Source organism: Tabrizicola flagellatus, from assembly GCF_008271465.1.
Classification (GTDB): Bacteria; Pseudomonadota; Alphaproteobacteria; order Rhodobacterales; family Rhodobacteraceae; genus Tabrizicola; species Tabrizicola flagellata.
Genome location: NZ_VMDU01000012.1, coordinates 13,959 through 38,830 on the forward strand (window position 1 = coordinate 13,959; position 24,872 = coordinate 38,830).

Consider the following 24,872-nt stretch of genomic DNA (forward strand, 5'->3'; position numbering starts at 1 on the left):
TTCGTTTACTCCTCAGGCGCGTTCGCGGTCGCGGCGCGGACCCCGGGGGGCCGGGCCGTCAGCCGCTTCGGCAAGACGACGATCATGGGCCTGCGGATCATGCTCAAGGATCTCGCCCTTGAAGATCCAGACCTTCACACCGATGATCCCGTAGGGGGTCTCGGCTTCCGACAGCGCATAGTCGATGTCGGCGCGCAACGTGTGCAGCGGCACGCGGCCTTCGCGGTACCATTCGGTCCGGGCGATCTCGGCGCCGCCGAGGCGGCCCGAAACGTTGACCCGGATGCCGAGCGCACCCATCCGCATCGCGTTCTGCACGCCGCGCTTCATCGCGCGACGGAAGGAGACGCGGCGTTCCATCTGCTGGGCGATCGATTCGGCCACCAGCTGGGCGTCCAGTTCCGGCTTGCGGACCTCGACGATGTTCAGGTGCAGCTCCGACTTGGTGAACTGCGAGAGCTTCTTGCGCAGTGTCTCGATGTCGGCGCCCTTCTTGCCGATGATCACGCCCGGACGCGCGGTGTGGATGGTCACACGGCACTTCTTGTGCGGACGCTCGATGATCACGCGGCTGATGCCGGCGGCCTTCAGCTCCTTGTGGATGAACTCGCGCATGCGGAGGTCTTCCAGCAGCAGGTCGCCATAGTCCTTCGACCCGGCGAACCAGCGGCTGTCCCAGGTGCGGTTGACCTGGAGGCGCATCCCGATCGGGTTAACCTTCTGTCCCATTACGCGGTCTCCCCGGCTTGACGGACCTTGATGGTGATTTCCGAGAACGGCTTCATGATCTTGCCGAACCGGCCGCGAGCCCGCGGACGGCCCCGCTTCATCACCAGGTTCTTGCCGACCCAGGCCTCGGCCACGACAAGGCTGTCGACGTCGAGGTTGTGGTTGTTTTCAGCATTGGCGATGGCCGACTGCAGGCACTTCTTCACGTCACCGGCGATGCGGCGCTTGGAGAAGGTCAGGTCGGCAAGCGCCTTGTCCACCTTCTTGCCGCGGATCATGCCCGCGACCAGGTTCAGCTTCTGCGGGGACGTGCGCAGCATGCGCAGCACGGCCATCGCTTCGTTGTCCGCCACGCGGCGGGGGTTCTTTTCCGCACCCATGGCTTACTTCCTCTTCGCTTTCTTGTCGGCGGCGTGACCGTAATAGGTCCGGGTCGGCGAATATTCACCGAACTTCTGGCCGATCATTTCTTCCGTCACCGCGACGGGGATGTGCTTCTTGCCGTTGTAGACGCCGAAGGTCAGCCCCACGAACTGCGGCAGGATGGTGGAACGGCGCGACCAGATCTTGATCACTTCGCCCTTGCCCGATGCTTTCGCCTTCTCGGCCTTCTTCAGCAGGTAGCCGTCGACGAACGGGCCTTTCCAGATGGAACGTGCCATGGATTAACGCCCTTTCTTCTTGGCGTGACGCGAACGGACGATCAGGCTGTCAGAAGCCTTCGGCTTTCGCGTCTTGTTGCCCTTGGTGCCCTTGCCCCACGGGGTGACCGGGTGACGGCCGCCCGAGGTCCGGCCTTCACCACCACCATGCGGGTGGTCGATCGGGTTCATCGCGACGCCGCGCACCGTCGGACGGATGCCCTTGTGGCGCATGCGTCCGGCTTTCCCGAAGTTCTGGTTCGAGTTGTCGGGGTTCGACACGGCACCGATGGTGGCCATGCATTCCTGACGGACCATCCGCAGCTCGCCCGAGGACAGGCGGATCTGCGCGTAGGAGCCGTCACGGCCGACGAACTGGGCGTAGGTGCCCGCCGCGCGGGCCAACTGCCCGCCCTTGCCGGGCTTCAGTTCCACGTTGTGCACGATGGCGCCGATCGGCATGCCCGAGAACGGCATCGCGTTGCCGGGCTTCACGTCGGTCTTCGCGCCCGCGATGACCTGGTCGCCCACCGCCAGGCGCTGCGGCGCGAGGATGTAGGCCAGTTCACCGTCCTGATACTTGATCAGCGCGATGAAGGCGGTGCGGTTCGGGTCATATTCGATCCGCTCGACGACCGCCGGGATATCGAACTTGCGACGCTTGAAATCGACCACCCGGTAGAGACGCTTCGCGCCCCCGCCCTGGTGCCACATCGTGATACGTCCGGTGTTGTTCCGGCCGCCGGAACGGTTCAAACCCTCGGTGAGGTGCTTGACCGGGCGGCCTTTCCACAGCTCCGAACGGTCGATCAGAACCAGCCCGCGCTGGCCAGGCGTCGTCGGTTTATACGACTTGAGTGCCATGTTTCCTGTCTTCCGTTTGCTTGCACGGGTGTCGCCACCCGGCGGTGAAGGGCTCCGAAGATCCCCGATTTAGTGTCCTTTCCTCCTGCGGCTGCATCGGGAACGAACAAACCAAGAGCCCCGGACGAATCCGGGGCTTCTGGCGTGGCGCGGGATTAGCAGACGGGGGTGGGGGTGGCAATGGGGGCCTATGCGATTTCTTCAGCAAACGGAAGCTTGTTGGCACGCAGGTGCCGACGTAGCATCGCGTGGAAATCTATTGAAGAATGTCGCCTTGGAGGCGTCCATGCAAAGAGCTAAGCCACTCTGCCTTTCTGCATTTCTCACGCTTGCCGCCGCTGGAGCTGGACACGGAGAAGAGTCGTCGGTTTCGCCCCTCACGGGAATGGCACTCGACAACTTTTACGGAGCTTGCCTGAATGAAGGTTTTTCTCTCAGCGTCGCAGTTCCGTTCATCGACAATCTCGACTGGGAAGAGGTCGACGACGTCACTATGAAACCCTTGGCTCCCGAGGGAGAGATGGCGTTTCTAAAGGGATGGGTAGCTTCGGACCCAACGAAAGAGAACCCGCTTCCATTCATTCTGATCTTGGGCCGTCCCAAGGATCGCTGGATGGAAACTGAATCCTGCACCATCTACTTTAAGGGCGTAAGCGCTGAGGAGTTTGCATCGGCCTTCATTTCCGAAACCAGTGCTGTCGAAGTCGACTCAGAAACGCGATTGGCGGAGATCTATCGCAGCTTCACTTTGCCCGACAACCCAGACGTCCTCGCTTCGCTCCACTACAGCACTCGTGCCGGTGCGGATCAGATCGTTGTATCGGCGATGCACATGAACCAGCCACCCTTCCCGTGAAGAGTGTGATGAGATGGCCCGGCAACCTATCAACTTTCCCAGTACACCGTCCCAAACAGAAAAGCCCCCGCCTTCCGGCAGGGGCTCTCTCAGTTCACTCAGGCCGAAGCTCAGAGACCAGTCGTCACGTCGATCGTCTGACCGTCTTCCAGCATGACATAGGCCTTCTTCTTGTCCGAACGCTCGCCTGCGCGACCGCGGAAACGCTTGGCCTTGCCCTTGGTGATGGTGGTGTTCACGGCCTTCACCTTCACGCCAAAGATCGCCTCGACGGCTTCCTTGATCTGCGGCTTGGTCGAGTCCATCGCGACCTGGAACACGACGGCACCCGCCTCCGAGGCCATGGTGGCCTTTTCGGTGATGACCGGCTTCTTGATCAGGTCGTAGTGCTCCGGCTTCAGGCTAGCTGCGGTTTTCGGTGCCTTGCTCATTTCAGACGCGCCTCCAGGGCTTCGACACCGGCCTTGGTGATGACCAGAGTGTCACGCTTGAGGATGTCGTAGACGTTCGCGCCGATGGTCGGCAGGACGTCCACGCCCTCCAGGTTGCGGGCGGCCAGGGCGAAGTTCGCATCGACCGAGGCGCCATCGATGATCAGGACGCGCTTCCAGCCAAGCTCCGACTTCATCTTGGCCAGTTGGGCGGTCTTGGCCTCGGCCAGCGTGGCCGATTCCAGGATCACCAGCTCGCCCGCCTTGGCCTTGGCCGACAGCGCGTGCCGCAGCCCGAGGGCGCGGAACTTCTTCGGCAGGTCATGGGCGTGGCTGCGCGGGGTCGGGCCCTTGTAGACGCCGCCGTGACGGAAGATCGGGGCCTTCTTGGAACCGTGGCGAGCGCCGCCGGTGCCCTTCTGGCGGTAGATCTTCTTGGTCGAGTAGCTGACGTCCGACTTGCCGAGGACCGAGTGGGTCCCGGCCTGGGCCTTGGCGCGCTGCCAGCGAACAACGCGGTGCAGGATGTCGGCGCGCGGCTCGAGGCCGAAGAGCGCTTCGTCCAGGTCGATGGAGCCGGCCTTCTTGCCGTCCAGCTTGATCACATCGAGTTTCATGCTTCACCCCCTTCGGCGGCGACTTCGGCAGCAGGTTGCGCCGCAGCGGTGCGGATCGCAGCCGGACGCGGGGCGTCCTTGAGCGCGGGCTTCTTCACCGCGTCCTTGATCGTGACCCAGCCGCCTTTCGAGCCCGGAACCGCGCCCTTGATCATGATGAGGCCGCGGTCGGCATCGGTGCGCACCACCTGCAGGTTCTGCGTGGTCACGCGCACGGCGCCGAGATGGCCGGCCATCTTCTTGCCCTTGAACACCTTGCCGGGGTCCTGGCACTGGCCGGTCGAGCCATGCGAACGATGGCTGATCGACACCCCGTGCGAGGCGCGCAGACCGCCGAAGTTGTGACGCTTCATCGCACCGGCAAAGCCCTTGCCGATCGAAGTGCCGGCGACATCGACATACTGCCCGGCCAGATAGTGGTCCGCCGTGATCTCGGCGCCGACTTCGATCAGGTTCTCGGGGCTGACGCGGAACTCCGCGATCTTGCGCTTCGGCGCGACATTCGCCTTGGCGAAATGCCCGCGCTGCGCGGCGGTGGTCCGCTTGGCCTTGGCCACGCCCGCGCCCAGCTGGACGGCGGTGTAGCCGTCCTTCTCGGCGGTGCGCTGCGCCACGACCTGAAGGCTGTCGAGCTGCAGGACCGTCACCGGAACCTGCTTGCCGTCTTCGAGGAACAGCCGGGTCATGCCCAGCTTCTTTGCGATAACTCCAGAGCGCATCTGTCTGCCCTCCTCAAACCTTGATCTCGACGTCCACACCAGCGGCGAGGTCGAGCTTCATCAGCGCGTCCACGGTCTGGGGGGTCGGATCGACGATGTCGAGCAGGCGCTTGTGCGTGCGGATCTCCCACTGGTCGCGCGACTTCTTGTCGATGTGCGGACCACGGAGAACCGTGAATTTCTCGATCTTGTTCGGCAGCGGAATGGGACCGCGAACCTGGGCGCCCGTGCGCTTCGCGGTGTTCACGATTTCCTGCGTGCTGGCGTCCAGCACACGGTAATCGAAGGCGCGGAGCCGGATGCGGATGGTCTGACCTTGCATCGGTTTTATCCTTTTAGAACATCGGCCTGGACAACGGCGCCCACCCGAGAGGTTCTGTTTCGTTCGTAGGCAATGGGGGTCGAAGGGCGGGCTGATACAACCCGCCCTTCGGAAGTGCAAGAGCCTCAGGCGATGATTTTCGAGACGACGCCGGCGCCGACGGTGCGGCCGCCTTCGCGGATGGCGAAGCGCAGCTTCTCTTCCATCGCGATCGGGGCGATCAGCTCGACCTCGAACTTCAGGTTGTCGCCCGGCATCACCATCTCGGTGCCTTCCGGCAGCTTCACCGTGCCCGTCACGTCGGTCGTGCGGAAGTAGAACTGCGGACGGTAGTTCGCGAAGAACGGCGTGTGGCGGCCGCCTTCCTCCTTGGTCAGGATGTAGGCCTCGGCCTCGAACTTGGTGTGCGGCTTGACCGAGCCGGGCTTGCACAGCACCTGGCCGCGCTCAACCCCGTCACGGTCGATCCCGCGCAGGAGCGCGCCGATGTTGTCGCCCGCCTCGCCGCGATCCAGCAGCTTGCGGAACATCTCGACGCCGGTGCAGACCGACTTCTTGGTGTCGCGGATGCCCACGATTTCCACTTCGTCGCCGACGTTGATCACGCCGCGCTCCACCCGGCCGGTCACCACGGTGCCGCGGCCCGAGATCGAGAACACGTCCTCGATCGGCATCAGGAAGGGCTGGTCAACCGCACGCGCCGGGGTCGGGATGTACTCGTCCACCGCCTTCATCAGCGCGCGGATCGACTGCTCGCCGATCTCGGGGCTCTCGCCGATCATCGCCTGGTGGGCCGAGCCCTTGATGATCGGGATCTCGTCGCCCGGATATTCGTAGGACGACAGAAGCTCGCGCACTTCCATCTCCACCAGCTCCAGGAGTTCCTCGTCGTCCACGAGGTCCACCTTGTTCATGTAGACGACCATGTAGGGGATGCCTACCTGGCGGCCGAGCAGGATGTGCTCGCGCGTCTGCGGCATCGGGCCGTCCGAGGCGGCCACGACCAGGATCGCGCCGTCCATCTGCGCCGCACCCGTGATCATGTTCTTCACATAGTCGGCGTGGCCGGGGCAGTCCACGTGCGCGTAGTGACGCTTCTCCGTCTCGTATTCCACATGCGCGGTCGAGATCGTGATCCCGCGCGCCCGCTCTTCCGGCGCGCCGTCGATCTGGTCATAGGCCTTGAATTCGCCGAAATACTTCGTGATCGCCGCCGTCAGCGTCGTCTTGCCATGGTCAACGTGACCGATGGTCCCGATGTTCACGTGCGGTTTCGTCCGTTCAAACTTTGCCTTCGCCATGGTGGCTTCTCCTATTGGTTCAGATGCGCCGGTCCGAGGACCGGCCTACGGGGTGGTAGGGCGGGGTTCACCCCGCCGCACCGTCATGCGTATTTCTTCTGGATTTCCTGGCTGATGTTCTCCGGCACCGCGTCGTAGTGGTCGAAGAGCATCGTGAACACCGCGCGGCCCGAGGTCATCGAGCGCAGGTTGTTGATGTAGCCGAACATGTTGGCCAGCGGCACCATCGCGTTGATCACGTTGGCATTGCCGCGGCTGTCCTGCCCGGTCACCATGCCCCGCCGCGAGGTCAGGTCGCCGATGACGCCGCCGGTGTATTCCTCGGGCGTCACGACCTCGACCTTCATGATCGGTTCCAGAAGCTTCGCGCCGGCCTTCTTCAGGCCCTCGCGCATGGCCGCCCGGGTCGCGATCTCGAAGGCCAGGACCGAGGAGTCGACGTCGTGGAACGCACCGTCCACCAGCGCCACCTTGAAGTCGATGACCGGGAAGCCGGCCAGCGGGCCCGAGTCCATGACCGACTTGATGCCCTTCTCGACGCCGGGGATGTATTCCTTCGGCACCGCGCCGCCAACGATGCGGCTTTCGAAGCTGTAGCCTTCGCCCGGTTCGGCGGGGGTGATCTCCAGCTTGACGCGGGCGAACTGGCCCGTACCGCCGGTCTGCTTCTTGTGGGTGTAGTCGATCTCGGCCGGCCGCGAGATGGTCTCGCGATAGGCCACCTGCGGGGCGCCGATGTTCGCCTCGACCTTGAACTCGCGCCGCATGCGGTCGACGAGGATGTCGAGGTGAAGTTCGCCCATGCCCTTCATGATGGTCTGGCCCGATTCCAGGTCGGTCTCCACGCGGAAGGACGGGTCCTCGGCCGCCAGACGCTGCAGCGCCAGCGCCATCTTCTCCTGGTCGGCCTTCGATTTCGGCTCGACCGCGATCTCGATCACCGGTTCCGGGAAGGTCATGGTTTCGAGCACCAGCGGCTTGTTCGGATCGCAGAGCGTATCCCCGGTGGTGGTTTCCTTCAGACCCGCCAGCGCGATGATGTCGCCCGCGAAGGCCTCTTCGATCTCTTCACGGTTGGCGGCATGCATCATCATCATGCGGCCCACGCGCTCGCGCTTGCCCTTGGTCGAGTTCAGCATCTGATCACCCTTCTTCAGGGTGCCCGAGTAGATACGGGTGAAGGTCAGCGTGCCGACAAAGGGGTCGTTCATGATCTTGAACGCCAGCGCCGAGAAGGGTTCGGCGTCATCGGGCTTGCGCTCGATGTTGCGGGTCTCGGTCTCGTCGCCGGGGGCGTAGCCCATGTAGGGCGGGATATCGAGCGGCGAGGGCAGATAGTCGATGACCGAGTTCAGAACCGGCTGGACGCCCTTGTTCTTGAACGCGGACCCGGCGGTGACCGGGACGAAGGACATGTTGAGGGTGCCCTTGCGGATCAGCTTGCGCAGCGTGTCCACGTCCGGCTCCTGGCCTTCGAGATAGGCCATCATCGCCTCGTCGTCCTGCTCGACGGCAAGCTCAATCAGCTTGCCGCGCCAGGTTTCCGCTTCGCCCTTCAGGCTGTCGCGGATCTCGCGGATTTCCCAGGTCGCGCCCAGGTCTTCGCCCTGATAGACCCATTCCTTCATGGTCACCAGGTCGATGATGCCTTCCAGCTTGTCCTCGGCGCCGATCGGCAGGGCGATCGGGGCGGGGGTCGCGCCGGTGCGGTCCTTGATCATCTGGACGCACTTGAAGAAGTCGGCACCGATCTTGTCCATCTTGTTGACGAACACGATCCGCGGCACGCCGTAGCGGTCGGCCTGGCGCCAGACGGTTTCGGTCTGCGGTTCCACGCCGGCGTTGGCGTCCAGAAGGCAGACGGCGCCGTCAAGGACGGCCAGCGAGCGTTCGACCTCGATGGTGAAGTCCACGTGGCCGGGGGTGTCGATGATGTTGAAGCGGTGCTTCGGGCCTTCGGCGGTCTTGCCGTCGGTGGTGCGCTCCCAGAAGGTGGTCGTCGCAGCCGAGGTGATGGTGATGCCGCGCTCCTGCTCCTGTTCCATCCAGTCCATCGTCGCGGCGCCGTCGTGGACTTCGCCGATCTTGTGGGACTTGCCGGTGTAATACAGGATCCGCTCGGTCGTCGTGGTCTTGCCCGCGTCGATGTGGGCCATGATCCCGAAGTTGCGGTAGAGGTGCAGCGGATATTCGCGTGCCATGATCTGCGCTCCTTACCAGCGGTAATGGCTGAACGCCTTGTTCGCGTCAGCCATCTTGTGGGTGTCTTCGCGCTTCTTCACAGCGGTGCCGCGGTTCTGCACGGCATCGGCCAGCTCGGCGGCCAGACGCTCTTCCATGGTGTTCTCGTTGCGCTTGCGCGCGGCGGCGATAAGCCAGCGGATCGCAAGGGCCTCGCGGCGTTCGCTGCGCACTTCGACGGGGACCTGGTAGGTCGCACCGCCGACGCGACGCGAGCGGACTTCGACCGAGGGCTTCACGTTGTCGAGCGCTTCGTGGAAGGCTTCGACGGCGGGGCGCTTCAGGCGGGTCTGCACGCGGTCAAGCGCGCCATAGACGATGGACTCGGCGACGGATTTCTTGCCGTCGAGCATCAGGTTGTTCATGAACTTGGTGACCACCCGGTCGCCGAACTTGGCATCGGGCAGGATCTCGCGCTTTTCGGCGGCGTGACGACGGGACATCTCTTATCTCCTCACTTCGGACGCTTGGCGCCGTATTTCGAACGACGCTGACGACGCTCTTTCACGCCCTGGGTGTCCAGAACGCCGCGGAGGATGTGGTAGCGCACACCCGGAAGGTCCTTGACCCGGCCGCCACGGATCAGGACGACGGAGTGTTCCTGAAGGTTGTGCTTTTCGCCGGGGATGTAGGAGATGACCTCGAAACCGTTGGTCAGGCGCACCTTGGCGACTTTCCGCATGGCCGAGTTCGGCTTCTTCGGGGTGGTGGTGTAGACGCGGGTGCAGACCCCACGCTTTTGCGGGCAGGATTCCAGGTGCTGGGACTTGGACTTCCGGACCACTGCTTCCCGGGGCTTCCGGATCAGCTGTTGAATCGTCGGCATTCACGTTCCTCGTTTCGATACTCGCCGGGTGCCACCCCGACGCCGCTTCTCGACCGTGCCCTGCGCGAATCGCAAAACACGAACACCGCACCCATCGCCCTTTCGGGGATGACGCGGTGGAATTCCAGAGGATCGGGGCATTGCGGCCCGGATCATGACCACTTCAAGCGCTCTGAGCCCTGGGACAAAGGCACACCTCGCCCCTCGGGTTGGCGGGCGTATAGGGGGAATCGCCAGGGGTGTCAATGGACGCCCCGGGTGCCGCGGGTCAGCTCTTCGCGCAGCGGATCTGGCGTTCGCGCCAGAGCGTGAAAAGGCCCGCTCCGACGACGACGGCCGCACCGACCACGGTCCAGACATCCGGCAGATCGCCGAAGACGACGAAGCCCAGCACGATGGCCCAGAGCAGCGAGGTATAGCGGAAGGGCGCGACTAACCCGATGTCGCCATGGCGCATGGCGCTGACCGAGGTCAGGTAGCCGACGATGAGGAAGAGACCGGCGCCGAGGACGCGGGCTGCCTCCCAGGCGTCGGGCCTTTGCCAACCCTGGAAGACGGCGCCGGTCCAGCCCATGAGCGTGACGGCGACGGCGGCCCCCAGGGCGACGAGGGTCGATGGAACCTGGCCCTGCAAGGGCCGCACCGAGAGGTCGCGCACGACCACGCAGGCGACCGAGGCTAGGCCGAGCAGCGACCAGCGGTCGAAGCCCTCGGTCCCCGGACGGATGATGATGAGGACGCCGGCAAGGCCCACGAGGATCGCGGTCATCCGCCGCCAGCCGATCCTGTCGCCATAGACCAGGGCCGCGCCGAGTGTGATGAGCAGCGGCAGGGCCTGGAGGATCGCCGACAGGTTCGCCAGCGGCATGCGCAGCAGGGCCTCGAGGAAGAAGACCGTGGCGGCCACGTCGGCAAGCGAGCGCAGGAGGATCAGACCCGCGTCGCGTCGGTTCGGACGGAACCGGAAGGCTCCGGTCGCGAGGCAGAGGATCGTGAGCCCCGCCACCGCGATCAGTCCCCGCAGGCCGATGGTCTGGAACAGGGGCTGGGTCTGCGTCACCGACTTCATGAAGGTGTCGTTGATGGTGAACGCGGCCATCGAGGCGCACATCAGGAGGATGCCGCGCAGGTTGTCGGAAATCGGCACTTCGGGGTCCTTCCCTGTCGGGAACTGGGTATCAAGCCCGGTCGGAAAGGTGAAGCCTTCCCGGCAGGGGCACGATGCATGGCCCAGCGGGTCGTTGCCCCACTGGCCGGCCGGGCTGGGGGCCCTTCGCCCGCCAGCCGATCGGTTCCTCGAACCGATGGCGGCACCGATCGGCTACCCGGAGAGTAATTGAGAAAGGAGCAAGATGCATTTTCCCCTTGCACAAATACTCCCGCCGGAGGCCTCCCCGGCGGCCACCCGAAGGTGGCGCCATGCCCGGGGCCGCGGCAGCGCCGCGCGGGGGGGCTCGATGCCTCTCCGCGCGGCACCCCGGTCGGAAAAACAGGACCCCCGCCGGTCCTACGACCGGCGGGGGCCATCTCTGCCCGAAGGCTGTGCTTCTCAATCGCGGCTTTCGATCGTGTCGACAAGGCCCGAAGCAAAGTCGCTTCCGACCTCGGGCTCCATCACGTCCATGGGCGCGGCCAGCGCCGCGGCCGCTTCTGCCTCGGACCGGCGCGCCTCGATCACGGTGTGGTCGCGCTCGGCAGCGATCTTCTTCACGCGGCTCGTGGCGCCACCCGTCCCGGCCGGGATCAGCCGGCCGACGATGACGTTTTCCTTGAGCCCCAGGAGCTTGTCGCGCTTGCCCTGCACCGAAGCCTCGGTGAGGACGCGCGTCGTTTCCTGGAACGAGGCCGCCGAGATGAACGACCGGGTCTGCAGGGACGCCTTGGTGATGCCCAGCAGGACCGGCTCGGCCTTGGCCTCGCGGCCGCCGCGGGCGACGGCCTTGGCGTTCTCTTCGTCCAGCTCGATCTTCTCGACCTGTTCGCCTTTCAGGAGCGTGGTGTCCCCGCTGTCGAGAATCTCGAACTTCTGCAGCATCTGGCGAACGATGACCTCGATGTGCTTGTCGTTGATCTTCACGCCCTGCAGGCGATAGACGTCCTGCACCTCGTCGATCATGTAGTTGGCAAGCGCCTCGATCCCCATGATCCGCAGGATGTCGTGCGGAGCCGGGTTGCCGTCCATGATGTAGTCGCCCTTCTGGACGAAGTCGCCTTCCTGGACCGGAATGTGCTTGCCCTTCGGGATCATGTACTCCATCGGCTGCAGCGTTTCATCGACCGGCTCGATGGTGATGCGGCGCTTGGACTTGTAGTCCTTGCCGAACCGCACATAGCCATCGCATTCGGCGATGATCGCATGATCCTTCGGACGCCGGGCCTCGAACAGTTCCGCCACGCGGGGAAGACCCCCGGTGATGTCCTTGGTCTTCGCCCCTTCGCGCGGAATCCGCGCCACCACGTCGCCGGGCCGCAGTTCCTGGCCGTCCTCGACCGACAGGATCGCGTCCACCGACATGGCGTAGGTGATCGGGTTGCCGTTGTCGCCGCGCACCGGATCGCCCGTGGCCGGGTCCATCACGATGATCTCGGGCTTGAGATCGCCGCCTTTCGGCACAGACCGCCAGTCCGAAACGATCTTCTGGGTCATGCCCGTGGCATCGTCGGTATCCTCGCGCACCGAGATCCCCGCGATCAGGTCCTTGAACCGTGCGACCCCCGCCTTTTCGGCGATGATCGGCAGGGTGAACGGGTCCCATTCGAAGAGCTTGGTGCCCCGCTTGACCGTCTCGCCTTCCCTGACGTGCAGCTTGGCGCCATAGGTCAGCTTGTGGACGGCGCGTTCGTGGCCCGCCTCGTCGATGATGACAATCGACATGTTGCGGCCGATCACGATCTGCTCGCCCGCGGCATTCTTCAGGATGTTCGCGTTGCGGAACTCGATCCGGCCTTCCTGGCTGGCTTCCAGGAACGACTGCTGGCCACCCTGGGCCACGCCACCGATGTGGAAGGTCCGCATGGTCAGCTGGGTGCCGGGTTCGCCGATCGACTGGGCGGCGATGATGCCGACCGCCTCGCCGATGTTGACGAGCGTGCCGCGCGCGAGGTCGCGCCCGTAGCAGAGCGCGCAGACGCCCTCCTCGGCCTCGCAGGTCAGCGGGCTGCGGATGCGGATCGAGGCCAGACCGGCCGCCGAGATGGCGTCGGCCTTGCGTTCGTCGATCAGCTCGCCCTTGGCCACGATCACCTCGTCCGAGCCGGGAACGACCACGTCCTCGGCCGCGACGCGACCCAGGACCCGTTCGCCCATCGGCACGATCACCTCACCGTCGTTGACCGCGGCCGAGGCCGTGATCGACCGTTCGGTGCCGCAATCGTGGACGCGGATGATGCAGTCCTGCGCCACGTCCACCAGACGACGGGTCAGGTAGCCCGAGTTCGCGGTCTTGAGCGCGGTGTCGGACAGGCCCTTCCGGGCGCCGTGGGTCGAGTTGAAGTATTCAAGAACGGTCAGGCCTTCCTTGAAGTTCGAGATGATCGGCGTCTCGATGATCTCGCCCGAGGGCTTGGCCATCAGGCCGCGCATGCCGCCGAGCTGCTTCATCTGGATGACCGAACCCCGGGCGCCGGAGTGGGCCATCATGTAGACCGAGTTCGGCTCCTTCTCGGCGCCGTTCTCGTCGGTGCGCGGCGCCGAGATCGTGGCCATCATGGCCTCGGTCACCTTGTCGTTGCACTTGGTCCAGGCGTCCACGACCTTGTTGTACTTCTCGCCCTGGGTGATCAGGCCGTCGAGGTATTGCTGTTCGAAACCGGCGACCTGTTCCTTGACCTCGTTCACGATCTCCCACTTGTTGTCGGGGATCACCATGTCGTCCTTGCCGAAGGAAATCCCGGCGCGGAAGGCCTCGCGGAAGCCGAGCGACATGATCTGGTCGCAGAAGATCACCGATTCCTTCTGGCCGCAGTAGCGATAGACGGTGTCGATGACGGTCTGGACGTCCTTCTTGCGCAGCAGCCGGTTGACCAGGTCGAACGGCGCCTTGGCGTTCAGGGGCAGCAGGTTCCCCAGCCGCAGACGGCCCGGGGTGGTGTCATACCGCTTCCAGACGATGGTGCCGGTCTCGTCCACCTGGCGGATGCGCGCCTTGATCTTGGCGTGCAGATGCACCTCGCCGGCGGCAAGGGCGTGTTCGACCTCGTCGATGTCGGCAAAGGCCATGCCCTCGCCCTTCATGCCCTTGCGCTCCATCGTGACGTAGTAGAGGCCGAGGACCATGTCCTGCGACGGCACGATGATCGGGCTGCCGTTGGCGGGGCTGAGGACGTTGTTGGTGGACATCATCAGCACGCGCGCTTCCAGCTGGGCCTCGAGGCTCAGCGGAACGTGCACAGCCATCTGGTCGCCGTCGAAGTCGGCGTTGAAGGCAGAGCAGACCAGCGGGTGCAGCTGGATCGCCTTGCCCTCGATCAGGATGGGCTCGAAGGCCTGGATGCCCAGACGGTGCAGCGTCGGCGCGCGGTTCAGCAGGACCGGGTGTTCGCGGATGACCTCATCCAGGATGTCCCAGACCTCGGGGCGCTCCTTCTCGACCAGCTTCTTCGCCTGCTTCACCGTCGAGGACAGGCCCTTGGCCTCGAGCCGCGAGTAGATGAAGGGCTTGAACAGTTCGAGCGCCATCTTCTTCGGCAACCCGCACTGGTGCAGCTTCAGTTCCGGGCCGGTCACGATGACCGAACGGCCCGAGAAGTCCACCCGCTTGCCCAGCAGGTTCTGGCGGAAGCGGCCCTGCTTGCCCTTCAGCATGTCCGACAGCGACTTCAGCGGGCGCTTGTTGGTGCCCGTGATGACGCGACCGCGGCGGCCGTTGTCGAACAGCGCATCCACCGCCTCTTGCAGCATCCGCTTTTCGTTCCGGACGATGATGTCCGGCGCGCGCAGCTCGATCAGGCGCTTCAGGCGGTTGTTCCGGTTGATGACGCGGCGGTAGAGGTCGTTCAGGTCGGAGGTGGCGAACCGGCCGCCGTCCAGGGGCACGAGTGGACGCAGTTCCGGCGGGATCACCGGAAGCACGGTCAGGATCATCCACTCCGGGCGGTTGCCCGATTCCAGGAAGCTCTCGACGATCTTCAGCCGCTTGATGATCTTCTTCGGCTTCAGCTCGCCCGTGGCTTCCTTCAGCTCCTCGCGCAGTTTCTCGGCCTCGGCCTCGAGGTCGATCGCCGCAAGCATCTCGCGGATCGCCTCAGCGCCGATGTTCGCGGTGAAGGCGTCGGCACCGTACTGGTCCTGCGCGTCGAGGTATTCCTCCTCGGTCATCAGCTGGCCGTAGGTCAGGTCGGTCAGACCCGGCTCGATGACGACGTAGTTCTCGAAGTAGAGGATACGTTCCAGATCGCGCAGCGTCATGTCGAGCATGAGACCGATCCGGGACGGCAGCGACTTAAGGAACCAGATATGCGCGACGGGGGCGGCCAGTTCGATATGGCCCATGCGTTCCCGACGCACCTTCTGGAGCGTGACTTCAACGCCGCATTTCTCGCAGACGACGCCGCGATACTTCATGCGCTTGTACTTGCCGCAGAGGCATTCGTAGTCCTTGATCGGCCCGAAGATGCGGGCGCAGAACAGGCCGTCGCGCTCGGGCTTGAAGGTCCGGTAGTTGATGGTTTCCGGCTTCTTGATCTCGCCATAGGACCAGCTCAGGATCCGCTCGGGCGATGCCAGAGAGATCCTGATCTCGTCGAAGGTCTTGACCGGAGCAACCGGGTTGAACGGGTTGGTCGAGAGTTCCTGGTTCATTTCATCTTCCCAATCAGAGGGTTGCGGTCAGAGGAGCCGGTTTCTTCGAAGAAACCGGCCCGGAATTTTCGAAAATTCCGGTCACTCCTCCTCCGCATCCAGGAGTTCCATGTTGAGGCCGAGGCCCCGCACTTCCTTGACGAGGACGTTGAACGATTCCGGCACGCCGGCCTCGAAGTTGTCCTCGCCCTTGACGATCGACTCGTAGACCTTGGTCCGGCCTGCCACGTCGTCCGACTTCACCGTCAGCATTTCCTGCAGGGTGTAGGCGGCGCCGTAGGCTTCCAGAGCCCAGACCTCCATCTCGCCGAGACGCTGGCCACCGAACTGCGCCTTGCCGCCCAGCGGCTGCTGGGTGACGAGCGAGTACGGCCCCGTCGAGCGAGCGTGCAGCTTGTCGTCGACCAGGTGGTGCAGCTTCAGCATGTACTTCACGCCCACCGTGACCTTGCGGCTGAACTTCTCGCCGGTCCGGCCGTCGAAGACCTCGCTCTGGCCCGATTCGTCAAAGCCCGCGCGGCGCAGGGCGTCGTTGACATCGGCCTCCTTGGCGCCGTCGAAAACCGGGGTCGCGATCGGCACGCCGCGGGTGACGAGGCTGGCCTTCTCGACCAGATCCTCGGGCTCCATGCCGGCGAAGGCTTCGTCATAGGTCTCGTCGCCATAGGCCAGCCGCATCGCCTCGCGTACCGGAGTCAGATCGCCGGAACGGCGAAACTCGGCCAGCGCCTCGTCGATCTTCAGCCCGAGGCCGCGCGCGGCCCAGCCCATGTGGGTTTCGAGGATCTGGCCCACGTTCATCCGGCTGGGCACGCCCAGCGGGTTCAGCACCAGGTCCACCGGGGTGCCATCCGCGAGGAACGGCATGTCCTCCATCGGCACGACCTTCGAGATGACGCCCTTGTTGCCGTGACGGCCGGCCATCTTGTCGCCCGGCTGCAGCTTGCGCTTCACCGCGACGAATACCTTGACCATCTTCATCACGCCCGGAGGCAGGTCGTCGCCCCGGCGCACCTTTTCGACCTTGTCGTCGAAGCGGTGGTCGAGCGCACGCTTCTGCGCCTCGAACTGGTCGTGCAGCGCCTCGACTTCCTTGGCATCGTTCTCTTCGCCAAGCGCGAGCTGCCACCACTGGCCACGGCTCAGCGTGGACAGCAGTTCCTCGTCGATGGTAGAGCCCGCCTTGATGCCCTTCGGCCCCTTCACGGCGGTCTTGCCCAGGATCAGCGACTTCAGGCGCGCGTAGATGTTGCGTTCCAGGATCGCCAACTCGTCGTCGCGGTCGCGGGCGAGGCGTTCGACTTCCTCACGCTCGATCTGGAGCGCGCGTTCGTCCTTGTCCACGCCGTGCCGGTTGAACACCCGCACTTCCACCACCGTGCCATAGGCCCCCGGCGGCAGCCGCAGCGAGGTGTCGCGGACGTCCGAGGCCTTTTCGCCGAAGATGGCGCGGAGGAGCTTTTCCTCCGGCGTCATCGGGCTTTCGCCCTTGGGCGTGATCTTGCCGACCAGGATGTCGCCCGGCTGCACTTCGGCCCCGATGTAGACGATGCCCGCCTCGTCGAGGTTGCGCAGCGCCTCTTCGCCCACGTTCGGAATGTCGCGGGTGATTTCCTCCGGCCCCAGTTTCGTATCCCGGGCGGCGACTTCGTATTCCTCGATGTGGATCGAGGTGAAGACGTCGTCGCGCAGGATGCGTTCCGAGATCAGGATCGAGTCCTCGTAGTTGTAGCCGTTCCAGGGCATGAAGGCGACGACGACGTTCCGGCCCAAGGCCAGTTCGCCCATGTCGGTGCAGGGGCCGTCGGCGATGACCTCGCCGCGCTTCACGGTGTCGCCCACCTTCACCAGCGGGCGCTGGTTGATGCAGGAGGACTGGTTCGACCGCTTGAACTTGCGCAGACGGTAGATGTCCACGCCCGGCTCGCCCGGTTCCAGCATCTCGGTCGCGCGGACAACGATACGGGTCGCATCGACCTGGTCGATCACGCCGGCCCGGCGCGCCATGATGGCCGCGCCCGAGTCACGCGCGACGACCGCCTCGATCCCGGTGCCGACGAAGGGGGCATCGGATTGCAGGAGCGGCACGGCCTGACGCTGCATGTTCGAGCCCATCAGAGCGCGGTTGGCGTCGTCGTTTTCGAGGAACGGGATCAGCGAGGCCGCGACCGACACCAGCTGCTTCGGCGACACGTCGATCAGGTCGATCGCGTCCGGCGGGTTCAGCATGAATTCCCCGGCCTTCCGGCTGGAGATCAGGTCGTCGGTAAAACGCCCCTCGGCGTCCTGCGCCGCGTTCGCCTGGGCGACGGTGTGGCGCATTTCCTCGGTGGCCGACATGTAGACGACCTCGTCGGTCACCTTGCCGTCGATCACCTTGCGGTAGGGGGTCTCGATGAAGCCGTACTTGTTCACCCGGGCGAAGGTGGCCAGCGAGTTGATGAGGCCGATGTTCTGGCCTTCCGGCGTCTCGATCGGGCACATCCGGCCGTAGTGCGTCGGGTGGACGTCACGCACCTCGAAGCCCGCGCGCTCGCGGGTCAGACCGCCCGGCCCGAGGGCCGAGAGACGGCGCTTGTGGGTGACTTCCGACAGCGGGTTGGTCTGGTCCATGAACTGCGACAGCTGCGATGAACCGAAGAATTCGCGGACAGCGGCCGCCGCCGGTTTGGCGTTGATCAGGTCCTGCGGCATGATCGTGTCGATCTCGACCGACGACATGCGTTCCTTGATCGCGCGCTCCATCCGCAACAGGCCCACGCGATACTGGTTCTCCATCAGCTCGCCGACCGAGCGCACCCGGCGGTTGCCGAGGTGGTCGATGTCGTCGATCTCGCCCTTGCCGTCGCGCAGCTCGCAGAGCGCCTTGACACAGGCGATGATGTCCTCCCGGTCCAGCGTGCGCTGGGTGTCCGGCTTGTCGAGGTCGAGGCGCATGTTCATCTTGACCCGGCCCACGGCCGACAGGTCATAGCGTTCCTTGTCGAAGAACAGCGCGTCGAACAGCGCGCTGGCTGCCTCCACCGTCGGCGGCTCGCCCGGACGCATGACGCGGTAGATGTCCATGAGCGCGGTGTCGCGACCCATGTTCTTGTCGGCAGCCATGGTGTTGCGGATGTAGGGTCCGACGTTGACGTTGTCGATGTCGAGCACCGGGATGTCGGTGATGCCCTGGTCGAGCAGAAGCTTGACCGTGCCGCCCTTCACTTCGCCGTCGCGGTCCAGTTCCCAGGTCAGCTCGTCGCCGGCCTCGACCCAGATCTCGCCGGTTTCCTCGTTGATGATGTCCTTGGCGACATAGCGGCCGAGGATGTGGTCGAACGGCACCAGAAGCTCGGTGACCGTGCCCTCGTCCTTCCACTTCTTCACCATCCGCGGCGTGGCCTTGTCGCCCGCCTTGAGGATCACCTCGCCCGTGGCAGCATCGACCAGGTCGTAGGTCGGACGGGTGCCCGAGACGCGCTGCGGGAAGAACTTGGTGACCCAGCCCTTGTTCTTCACATACCTGAAGTTCACCGAGTCGTAGTAGGCATCCATGATGCCTTCCTGATCCATGCCGAGGGCATAGAGCAGCGTCGTCACCGGCAGTTTCCGGCGGCGGTCGATGCGGGCATAGACGATGTCCTTGGCATCGAACTCGAAGTCCAGCCACGAGCCGCGATACGGGATGATGCGGCAGGCGAACAGAAGCTTGCCCGAGGAGTGGGTCTTGCCCTTGTCATGGTCGAAGAACACGCCGGGGGACCGGTGCATCTGGCTGACGATCACCCGCTCGGTCCCGTTCACGATGAAGGTGCCGTTCGCGGTCATCAGGGGCATGTCGCCCATGTAGACATCCTGTTCCTTGATGTCCTTGACCGACTTGGCCCCGGTGGTCTCGTCGACATCGAACACGATCAGACGCAGCGTCACCTTCAGGGGCGCGGCATAGGTCATGTCGCGCTGCTGGCATTCGTCCACGTCGTACTTGGGCTTTTCCAGCTCGTACTTGACGAATTCCAGGACCGCGGTCTCGTTGAAATCCTTGATCGGGAAGACCGACTGGAAGGTGCCTTGCAGCCCCTCGCCGTCCATCGGCTTGTCGCCGTCGCCGGACCGAAGGAAGAGATCGTAGGAGGACTTCTGAACCTCGATCAGGTTCGGCATCTCCAGCACTTCGCGGATCTTCCCGTAATACCGGCGGATGCGTTTCTGGCCAACATAAGCTTGCGCCATGTGTCTGGTCACCTTTCCGTGTTTCGCTGGCGCACCACCCGTCGGGCCACGGGCGCGCACCGCTTGCGAAGAGGGCGAGGGGTTCCATTCGTGCCGCCCGTCCCGAAGGGCGGCTCCCGAACCCGGCTCGCGCCTGGGGAGAGACCTTCGCGAAGGGCCCTTCCAAGACGCGCACGGCTGGGCCCGAACGGATCGGACCCAGCCAGCTGTTCCCACGGGGTTGCCCCCGCGACGGATTACTTAAGTTCGACCTTGGCGCCAGCCTCTTCGAACTTCTTCTTCATCGCCTCGGCGTCGGCCTTCGAGACGCCTTCCTTGACCTTGCCACCGGCTTCGGTCAGGTCCTTGGCTTCCTTCAGGCCCAGACCGGTGATTTCGCGCACGACCTTGATCACGTTGATCTTGTTCGCGCCGGCGTCCGTCAGGACGACGTCGAATTCGGTCTTCTCTTCTTCGGCGGCAGCGGCAGCACCGCCAGCGCCCGGAGCAGCAGCCATCATGACGGCGCCACCGGCGGCCGGCTCGATGCCGTACTTGTCCTTCAGGATGGTCTTCAGTTCCTGCGCCTGCAGGAGGGTCAGACCGACGATCTCTTCGGCGAGTTTGTTCAGATCAGCCATTTTTCAGTTCCGTATGTTGAGATGGGTTCCAACGGTGCGGGGTCAACCACAACCGGGATGAAGGGATCAGGCGGCTGCCTTCTCCTCGATGGTCGACAGGATGCTTGCGATGTTCGACGCAGGCGCACCAATGGCCCCGGCGATGTTCGACGCGGGCGCACCGATGCACGACACGATCTGAGCGATGAGCTCTTCGCGCGACGGCATGGCGGCCACGGCCTTGACACCGGCCTGGTCCAGAACCGTGTCGCCCATCGCCCCGCCGATGATGACGAACTTGTCGTTCGTCTTGGCATAGGCCTCGCAGACCTTGGCCGCAGCCACGGGGTCTTCCGAGAAGGACAGCACGGTCATGCCCGTGAGCAGGTCAGCCATCTTCGCAGCGGGCTTCCCTTCCAGGGCGATCTTGGCGAGCGTGTTCTTGGCAACGCGAACGGACCCGCCCACTTCGCGAAGCTTCGCGCGCAGGTCCTGCATCTGTGCAACCGTCATCCCGGTGTAGTGGGCAACCACCACAACGCCAGAGCTTTCGAAGATCTGGCCGAGTTCTTCGACCACTTTCTCTTTCTGGGCTCTATCCACAGTTTCACTCCAAGGTTGGGGGTTTCCCCCCGGCTCATGTTTGCCCCCATCGCTGGGGGCGTCGGGTCCGCAACGGTTCCCGAGCCAAGACCGCCCGAAGGCGCCTTCAATCTCGTTCCCCATCTCGGGCAGGATTTATGGTGTTTGCGCACCACCCGCCGTCTCGGACAGAACCGGGCGTTTCCGCCCGGGTAGGCCCCTTCCCTCGCGGGTCGGGATTTCGTTACGCCTGGGTCGCCGAGGCGATGTCCACCGACACGCCCGGGCCCATGGTCGAGGACAGCGAGACCTTCTTCAGGTAGGTGCCCTTGGCGCCGGCCGGCTTGGCCTTCGACACCGCGTCCACGAAGGCGCGGATGTTCTGGGCCAGCTTCGCCTCGTCGAACGAGACCTTGCCGACGCCCGCGTGGATCACGCCGGCCTTCTCGACCTTGAACTGGACCTCGCCGCCCTTCGCGCCCTCGACGGCGGACTTCACGTCCATCGTCACGGTGCCGACCTTCGGGTTCGGCATCAGGTTGCGCGGGCCGAGAATCTTGCCGAGGCGACCGACGAGCGGCATCATGTCCGGGGTCGCGATGCAGCGGTCGAACTCGATCTTGCCCGACTGGATCGTCTCCATCAGGTCCTCGGCACCGACGATGTCGGCACCCGCGGCCCTGGCCTCATCGGCCTTGGCGCCGCGCGCGAAGACGGCGACGCGGACGGTCTTGCCGGTGCCGTTCGGAAGCGCGACCACACCGCGCACCATCTGGTCGGCATGACGCGGATCGACGCCCAGGTTCATCGCGATCTCGACGGTCTCGTCGAACTTGGCCGAAGCAGCCTGCTTGACCAGCTTGACGGCCTCCTCGACCGACAGGTTCGCCTTGCCCGCGAAAAGCTCGTTCGCCTTGGCGATACGTTTTGCAACTTTTGCCATGGTTCTCAGCCCTTCACTTCGATGCCGCAGGACTTGGCCGAGCCAAGGATGATCTGCATCGCGGCCTCGATCGAGTTCGCGTTCAGGTCCTTCATCTTGGTTTCGGCGATCTTGCGCAGCTGGGCCGCGGTGATCGTGCCGGCGACTTCCCGACCGGGCTTCGTCGCGCCCTTCGAGCGCGAGCGCTTGCCGACCGGGGGCAGACCTGCGGCCTGCTTGATCAGGAACGAGGCCGGCGGCGTCTTCAGCTCCAGGCTGAACGACTTGTCCTGGTAGTAGGTGATGATGACCGGCGTGGGCGTGCCCGGCGGGATGTCGGCGGTCTTCGCGTTGAATTCCTTCACGAAGGCCATGATGTTCAGCCCGCGCTGACCCAGCGCGGGGCCGACCGGCGGCGACGGGTTGGCCTGCTGGGCCTTCACTTGCAGCTTGAGGCTGCCGATAATCTTCTTGGCCATCTGGCCTTCTCCTCTGTCACTGCATCCGGAGATGCGGTTTAGTGGTCCGGTCCGTCACCCCCGAAAGGGCGCTCGCCTCCCACGCGCTTCCTCAGGCCCCTTTCGAGACCTGAGTGAATTCCAGTTCCACGGGCGTCGCCCGGCCGAAGATCGACACGGTGACCTTCAGGCGGCTGTGCGCCTCGTCCACATCCTCGACCATGCCCGAGAAGCCCTCGAACGGGCCGTCCGTCACCTGCACCGTCTCGCCGATGTCGAAACGGATCAGGTTGCGCGGCGCCTCCTGGCCTTCCTCGACCCGGTTCAGGATCGCGTTGACCTCGCTGTCGCGCATCGGCATCGGCTTGCCCTGGGGACCAAGGAAGCCGGTGACGCGGTTGATCGACGAGATCAGGTGATAGCCGCGGTTCGACATTTCCATGTGCACCAGCACATAGCCCGGCATGAAGCGGCGTTCGGACGTGACCTTCTTGCCGCGGCGGACCTCGATCACCTCTTCGGTCGGCACCAGGACCTCGTCGATCTCGTCCTGCAGGCCGGCCTCGGCGACGGCGGTCTTGATCTGCTCGGCCACCTTCTTCTCGAAGTTCGAGAGAACGCTCACCGAATACCAGCGCTTCGCCATCGTGCCTGCTTCCTTGCTGCCCGGGCCGTTCGGCCCATCTTCATCCTGTCCCGGAACAAAAAACAGCGCGCACCCCGAATCGATGCGCGCCGGTGTCCCTTTGGTTGGCGCGGGGTCTATCCCCTGCCCGTCGCCTTTTCAAGAGGAAACCGGGGTCAGGCGCCGATGATGTAGCTCAGCGCCGTGCGGATCGCCAGATCGATCAAGCTGAAGAATGTCGCCGCCAGCGCAGACAGGATGAAGACCATGAGCGTGGTCAGCAGCACCTCGCGACGCGTGGGCCAGACCACCTTTGCGATTTCGGCGCGCGTCTGCTGGAGAAACTGGAGCGGGTTCGTCGTGGACATGGGGATTCCGAGGCTAGGGTCCGGGCGGAGATACGGTCTTCGCCGCCGGATTTCAAGCGCGACCGGAAGGGGAGAAGATGGATGTCGACCGTCAGCCGGCCAGCCGGATGCCCGATCCGGCAGGCAGGCGCCCCGCACCGCTCGGTCCCAAGGGGTGCGAGGCTGTCGCGCTGCCTTACTTCAGGCGGCTGACGATGTCATCCGCGAAGGCATTCACCAGGCCGTTGTAGGCATCCGAAGTATCGGTCGAGAGCACCAGTGTCGTGCCTTCGGGCACGACCACGTTCGCACTCTGCAGCAAGACCGTCAGTTCGTAGCCGTCCGCATTGCCGTGGTCGGTGTCGTCCACGATGGTCACCTGCCCCACCAGCACCGGGTCGCCCAGGTTCAGCGTGCGCTCGAAGGCGCTGGCCAGTTCGACTTCGCGGATGTCCACCTTGATCCGGGTACCGTCGATCCGGCCCTGGTCGTCCGGCGTGCCCCTCTCTGCTGCCAGCCGGTCGGCGACCCGCGCCGCGATGGCGTTCTCCAGATCGGCCTCGAGGTTCGCCCAGTATTCCGCTGCCTGTGCGTTGCCGATGGCTGAACCATCGACCATTGCATCGAGCTTCGCCACCTTGTCCACGGCGGCGGCAAGCGGAGTGCCAAGCCTGGCGATGAGCGCGGCGACTGCCGCCTTTCCTGCGTGACGCATGAGATGTCTCCATGTCCTGTCTGATCAGGTCTGATGGAAACGGAACGTGCGCGACCCACCTGGGGTTTCCTCGCAAGTGCCGGCCGCGTCCTGTGATGGGAGGGATGGCAGGGGCAGCAGGGCTCGAACCCGCGACCTACGGTTTTGGAGACCGTCGCTCTACCAGCTGAGCTATACCCCTACGCGGAGGCTGGGTTACGGCAGGCGACGCGGGAGGTCAAGGGATTCTCTCGCCGCGCTCCGGCCGTTTCCCCGCCGCCTCACCCCGACGGCCCCAACGCACGCAGGGCCTCCAGGTCGCCGGCCAGAAGCGCGGGCACGGCCGCCCGGATCCGGTCGAGCGGCCAGTCCCACCACGCAAGGTCGAGCAGCAGCGCCACCGTCGCGGGCGCAAAGCGCGGGCGGACCGGTCGCGCGGGGTTTCCGGCGACGATCGTGTAGGGATCCACGTCGCGGGCGACGACCGCACCGGCGCCGAGTATCGCGCCGCTGCCCACCCGGACGCCCGGCAGGACCAGCACGCCGTGCCCGATCCAGACATCGTGTCCGATGAGCGTATCGGGCAGGCCGGTGAAGCTGTCCCGGTAGTCCGCGATGCCGGCGGGATCGAAGACCGGGAAGGGGAAGGTGGTCAGCCCGTCCATCGCATGGTTCGCCGAAGCGGTAATGAAGCGCGCACCATGTGCGATCTGGCAGAAGCGGCCGATCTCCAGCCGTTCCGGTGCGCCGGGATAGAGATAGGGCGCAAGTCGGGCCGCCCAGTCGGCGGGCGGATCGAAATCATTGGCGTAGGTGAAATCGCCGATGCGGATGTTCGGATGGTCGATGACCTGGTTCAGATGGACCATGTTCGGCAGCGTTGCGCCGTTGGGCAGCACCACAGGGTGCCGAAGTGTCGGATCAAGAGGCATGTCAGGACCTTTCGGGAACGGTTCGGGGAACGGTTCAGCCTGTCAGGTCCATCGCAGCCTCCTCTTGCACCGCTTCAGCATAGCACGGCCCCGCCCGATTGCGAAGGCAGATCCTGCGACGCGGCGGCGAAGTCCTGCGCGGAGTGGTCTG

General features: G+C 64.7%; 24 protein-coding genes and 1 tRNA gene. 1 reads left to right on the plus strand and 24 read right to left on the minus strand.

Features of this window, described 5'->3' with window-relative positions:
* Positions 1-12 precede the first annotated feature (12 nt).
* Genes rpsC through rplB form a run of 4 tightly spaced genes read right to left on the minus strand, consistent with a single transcriptional unit; the run spans position 13 to position 2,234 of the window.
* Entirely contained in the window at positions 13-729 is a 717-nt protein-coding gene (gene rpsC / locus FL625_RS14030; RefSeq protein ID WP_149589312.1) for a 30S ribosomal protein S3, read from the minus strand.
* Complete coding sequence (gene rplV / locus FL625_RS14035) at positions 729-1,109, minus strand: 50S ribosomal protein L22 (RefSeq protein ID WP_137110185.1); 381 nt, start codon at positions 1,107-1,109, stop codon at positions 729-731. The genes rpsC and rplV overlap by 1 nt, the downstream gene beginning before the upstream one ends.
* A gap of 3 nt (positions 1,110-1,112) precedes the next feature.
* Positions 1,113-1,391 (minus strand): 30S ribosomal protein S19, encoded by a 279-nt coding sequence (rpsS, locus tag FL625_RS14040; protein ID WP_149589313.1) that lies wholly within the window; start codon positions 1,389-1,391, stop codon positions 1,113-1,115.
* Between the two features lie 3 nt (positions 1,392-1,394).
* Positions 1,395-2,234 (minus strand): 50S ribosomal protein L2, encoded by an 840-nt coding sequence (gene rplB, locus FL625_RS14045; protein ID WP_149589314.1) that lies wholly within the window; start codon positions 2,232-2,234, stop codon positions 1,395-1,397.
* A 385-nt stretch (positions 2,235-2,619) separates the two neighbouring features.
* Between rplB and FL625_RS14050 the strand changes: the two genes are divergently transcribed.
* On the plus strand, positions 2,620-3,090 hold the full coding sequence (locus tag FL625_RS14050; RefSeq protein ID WP_149589315.1) for a hypothetical protein: 471 nt from the start codon (positions 2,620-2,622) through the stop codon (positions 3,088-3,090).
* Positions 3,091-3,200: 110 nt separating this feature from the next.
* On the opposite strand, the gene FL625_RS14055 is transcribed toward FL625_RS14050, so the two are convergent.
* From FL625_RS14055 to FL625_RS14150, 20 genes are all read right to left on the minus strand, one after another.
* Complete coding sequence (locus FL625_RS14055) at positions 3,201-3,521, minus strand: 50S ribosomal protein L23 (RefSeq protein WP_149589316.1); 321 nt, start codon at positions 3,519-3,521, stop codon at positions 3,201-3,203.
* Positions 3,518-4,138, minus strand: coding sequence for a 50S ribosomal protein L4 (gene rplD / locus FL625_RS14060; RefSeq protein WP_149589317.1), 621 nt, complete (start codon positions 4,136-4,138; stop codon positions 3,518-3,520). Before rplD ends, FL625_RS14055 begins: the two co-directional genes overlap by 4 nt.
* Positions 4,135-4,857: a 50S ribosomal protein L3 gene (gene rplC, locus FL625_RS14065; RefSeq protein WP_149589318.1), complete on the minus strand. Its 723-nt coding sequence runs from the start codon at positions 4,855-4,857 to the stop codon at positions 4,135-4,137. Before rplC ends, rplD begins: the two co-directional genes overlap by 4 nt.
* Before the next feature lie 13 nt (positions 4,858-4,870).
* Positions 4,871-5,179, minus strand: coding sequence for a 30S ribosomal protein S10 (gene rpsJ / locus FL625_RS14070; RefSeq protein WP_149589319.1), 309 nt, complete (start codon positions 5,177-5,179; stop codon positions 4,871-4,873).
* 125 nt (positions 5,180-5,304) lie between these two features.
* On the minus strand, positions 5,305-6,480 hold the full coding sequence (tuf, locus tag FL625_RS14075; protein WP_149589320.1) for an elongation factor Tu: 1,176 nt from the start codon (positions 6,478-6,480) through the stop codon (positions 5,305-5,307).
* 83 nt (positions 6,481-6,563) lie between these two features.
* Complete coding sequence (gene fusA, locus FL625_RS14080) at positions 6,564-8,681, minus strand: elongation factor G (RefSeq protein WP_149589321.1); 2,118 nt, start codon at positions 8,679-8,681, stop codon at positions 6,564-6,566.
* Between the two features lie 12 nt (positions 8,682-8,693).
* On the minus strand, positions 8,694-9,164 hold the full coding sequence (gene rpsG, locus FL625_RS14085) for a 30S ribosomal protein S7 (protein ID WP_149589322.1): 471 nt from the start codon (positions 9,162-9,164) through the stop codon (positions 8,694-8,696).
* An 11-nt stretch (positions 9,165-9,175) separates the two neighbouring features.
* A complete protein-coding gene (gene rpsL / locus FL625_RS14090; protein ID WP_103259202.1) occupies positions 9,176-9,547 on the minus strand; it encodes a 30S ribosomal protein S12 in 372 nt (123 codons plus the stop codon).
* Between the two features lie 268 nt (positions 9,548-9,815).
* Positions 9,816-10,694 carry a DMT family transporter gene (locus tag FL625_RS14095; protein WP_235019420.1) on the minus strand — a complete coding sequence of 293 codons (879 nt, stop codon included), beginning with the start codon at positions 10,692-10,694 and terminating at the stop codon, positions 9,816-9,818.
* Positions 10,695-11,096: 402 nt separating this feature from the next.
* Entirely contained in the window at positions 11,097-15,347 is a 4,251-nt protein-coding gene (gene rpoC / locus FL625_RS14100) for a DNA-directed RNA polymerase subunit beta' (RefSeq protein WP_149589323.1), read from the minus strand.
* A gap of 81 nt (positions 15,348-15,428) precedes the next feature.
* On the minus strand, positions 15,429-19,562 hold the full coding sequence (rpoB, locus tag FL625_RS14105) for a DNA-directed RNA polymerase subunit beta (RefSeq protein WP_149589324.1): 4,134 nt from the start codon (positions 19,560-19,562) through the stop codon (positions 15,429-15,431).
* 236 nt (positions 19,563-19,798) lie between these two features.
* Positions 19,799-20,182 carry a 50S ribosomal protein L7/L12 gene (gene rplL, locus FL625_RS14110; protein WP_135448038.1) on the minus strand — a complete coding sequence of 128 codons (384 nt, stop codon included), beginning with the start codon at positions 20,180-20,182 and terminating at the stop codon, positions 19,799-19,801.
* 66 nt (positions 20,183-20,248) lie between these two features.
* Positions 20,249-20,764 (minus strand): 50S ribosomal protein L10, encoded by a 516-nt coding sequence (rplJ, locus tag FL625_RS14115; RefSeq protein WP_149589325.1) that lies wholly within the window; start codon positions 20,762-20,764, stop codon positions 20,249-20,251.
* A gap of 223 nt (positions 20,765-20,987) precedes the next feature.
* Positions 20,988-21,686 (minus strand): 50S ribosomal protein L1, encoded by a 699-nt coding sequence (rplA, locus tag FL625_RS14120; RefSeq protein ID WP_149589326.1) that lies wholly within the window; start codon positions 21,684-21,686, stop codon positions 20,988-20,990.
* A 5-nt stretch (positions 21,687-21,691) separates the two neighbouring features.
* Positions 21,692-22,144, minus strand: a complete 453-nt coding sequence (gene rplK, locus FL625_RS14125) for a 50S ribosomal protein L11 (protein WP_149589327.1) — start codon at positions 22,142-22,144, stop codon at positions 21,692-21,694.
* 91 nt (positions 22,145-22,235) lie between these two features.
* The gene (gene nusG / locus FL625_RS14130) at positions 22,236-22,769 is read right to left on the minus strand and encodes a transcription termination/antitermination protein NusG (protein WP_149589328.1); all 534 of its coding nucleotides are present in this window, start codon (positions 22,767-22,769) and stop codon (positions 22,236-22,238) included.
* A 155-nt stretch (positions 22,770-22,924) separates the two neighbouring features.
* Complete coding sequence (gene secE, locus FL625_RS14135; RefSeq protein ID WP_149589329.1) at positions 22,925-23,116, minus strand: preprotein translocase subunit SecE; 192 nt, start codon at positions 23,114-23,116, stop codon at positions 22,925-22,927.
* A 175-nt stretch (positions 23,117-23,291) separates the two neighbouring features.
* On the minus strand, positions 23,292-23,810 hold the full coding sequence (locus tag FL625_RS14140; protein ID WP_149589330.1) for a hypothetical protein: 519 nt from the start codon (positions 23,808-23,810) through the stop codon (positions 23,292-23,294).
* A gap of 105 nt (positions 23,811-23,915) precedes the next feature.
* Positions 23,916-23,991, minus strand: a tRNA-Trp gene (locus tag FL625_RS14145).
* Between the two features lie 79 nt (positions 23,992-24,070).
* On the minus strand, positions 24,071-24,721 hold the full coding sequence (locus FL625_RS14150) for a CatB-related O-acetyltransferase (protein ID WP_149589331.1): 651 nt from the start codon (positions 24,719-24,721) through the stop codon (positions 24,071-24,073).
* Positions 24,722-24,872 lie beyond the last annotated feature (151 nt).

Bases quoted from the DNA above. Each gene is read 5' to 3' on its own strand.
- rpsC (WP_149589312.1), bottom strand. From the start codon at position 729: ATGGGACAGAAGGTTAACCCGATCGGGATGCGCCTCCAGGTCAACCGC.
- rplV (WP_137110185.1), bottom strand. From the start codon at position 1,109: ATGGGTGCGGAAAAGAACCCCCGCCGCGTGGCGGACAACGAAGCGATG.
- rpsS (WP_149589313.1), bottom strand. From the start codon at position 1,391: ATGGCACGTTCCATCTGGAAAGGCCCGTTCGTCGACGGCTACCTGCTG.
- rplB (WP_149589314.1), bottom strand. From the start codon at position 2,234: ATGGCACTCAAGTCGTATAAACCGACGACGCCTGGCCAGCGCGGGCTG.
- FL625_RS14050 (WP_149589315.1), top strand. From the start codon at position 2,620: ATGGCACTCGACAACTTTTACGGAGCTTGCCTGAATGAAGGTTTTTCT.
- FL625_RS14055 (WP_149589316.1), bottom strand. From the start codon at position 3,521: ATGAGCAAGGCACCGAAAACCGCAGCTAGCCTGAAGCCGGAGCACTAC.
- rplD (WP_149589317.1), bottom strand. From the start codon at position 4,138: ATGAAACTCGATGTGATCAAGCTGGACGGCAAGAAGGCCGGCTCCATC.
- rplC (WP_149589318.1), bottom strand. From the start codon at position 4,857: ATGCGCTCTGGAGTTATCGCAAAGAAGCTGGGCATGACCCGGCTGTTC.
- rpsJ (WP_149589319.1), bottom strand. From the start codon at position 5,179: ATGCAAGGTCAGACCATCCGCATCCGGCTCCGCGCCTTCGATTACCGT.
- tuf (WP_149589320.1), bottom strand. From the start codon at position 6,480: ATGGCGAAGGCAAAGTTTGAACGGACGAAACCGCACGTGAACATCGGG.
- fusA (WP_149589321.1), bottom strand. From the start codon at position 8,681: ATGGCACGCGAATATCCGCTGCACCTCTACCGCAACTTCGGGATCATG.
- rpsG (WP_149589322.1), bottom strand. From the start codon at position 9,164: ATGTCCCGTCGTCACGCCGCCGAAAAGCGCGAGATCCTGCCCGATGCC.
- rpsL (WP_103259202.1), bottom strand. From the start codon at position 9,547: ATGCCGACGATTCAACAGCTGATCCGGAAGCCCCGGGAAGCAGTGGTC.
- rpoC (WP_149589323.1), bottom strand. From the start codon at position 15,347: ATGAACCAGGAACTCTCGACCAACCCGTTCAACCCGGTTGCTCCGGTC.
- rpoB (WP_149589324.1), bottom strand. From the start codon at position 19,562: ATGGCGCAAGCTTATGTTGGCCAGAAACGCATCCGCCGGTATTACGGG.
- rplL (WP_135448038.1), bottom strand. From the start codon at position 20,182: ATGGCTGATCTGAACAAACTCGCCGAAGAGATCGTCGGTCTGACCCTC.
- rplA (WP_149589326.1), bottom strand. From the start codon at position 21,686: ATGGCAAAAGTTGCAAAACGTATCGCCAAGGCGAACGAGCTTTTCGCG.
- rplK (WP_149589327.1), bottom strand. From the start codon at position 22,144: ATGGCCAAGAAGATTATCGGCAGCCTCAAGCTGCAAGTGAAGGCCCAG.
- nusG (WP_149589328.1), bottom strand. From the start codon at position 22,769: ATGGCGAAGCGCTGGTATTCGGTGAGCGTTCTCTCGAACTTCGAGAAG.
- secE (WP_149589329.1), bottom strand. From the start codon at position 23,116: ATGTCCACGACGAACCCGCTCCAGTTTCTCCAGCAGACGCGCGCCGAA.
- FL625_RS14140 (WP_149589330.1), bottom strand. From the start codon at position 23,810: ATGCGTCACGCAGGAAAGGCGGCAGTCGCCGCGCTCATCGCCAGGCTT.
- FL625_RS14150 (WP_149589331.1), bottom strand. From the start codon at position 24,721: ATGCCTCTTGATCCGACACTTCGGCACCCTGTGGTGCTGCCCAACGGC.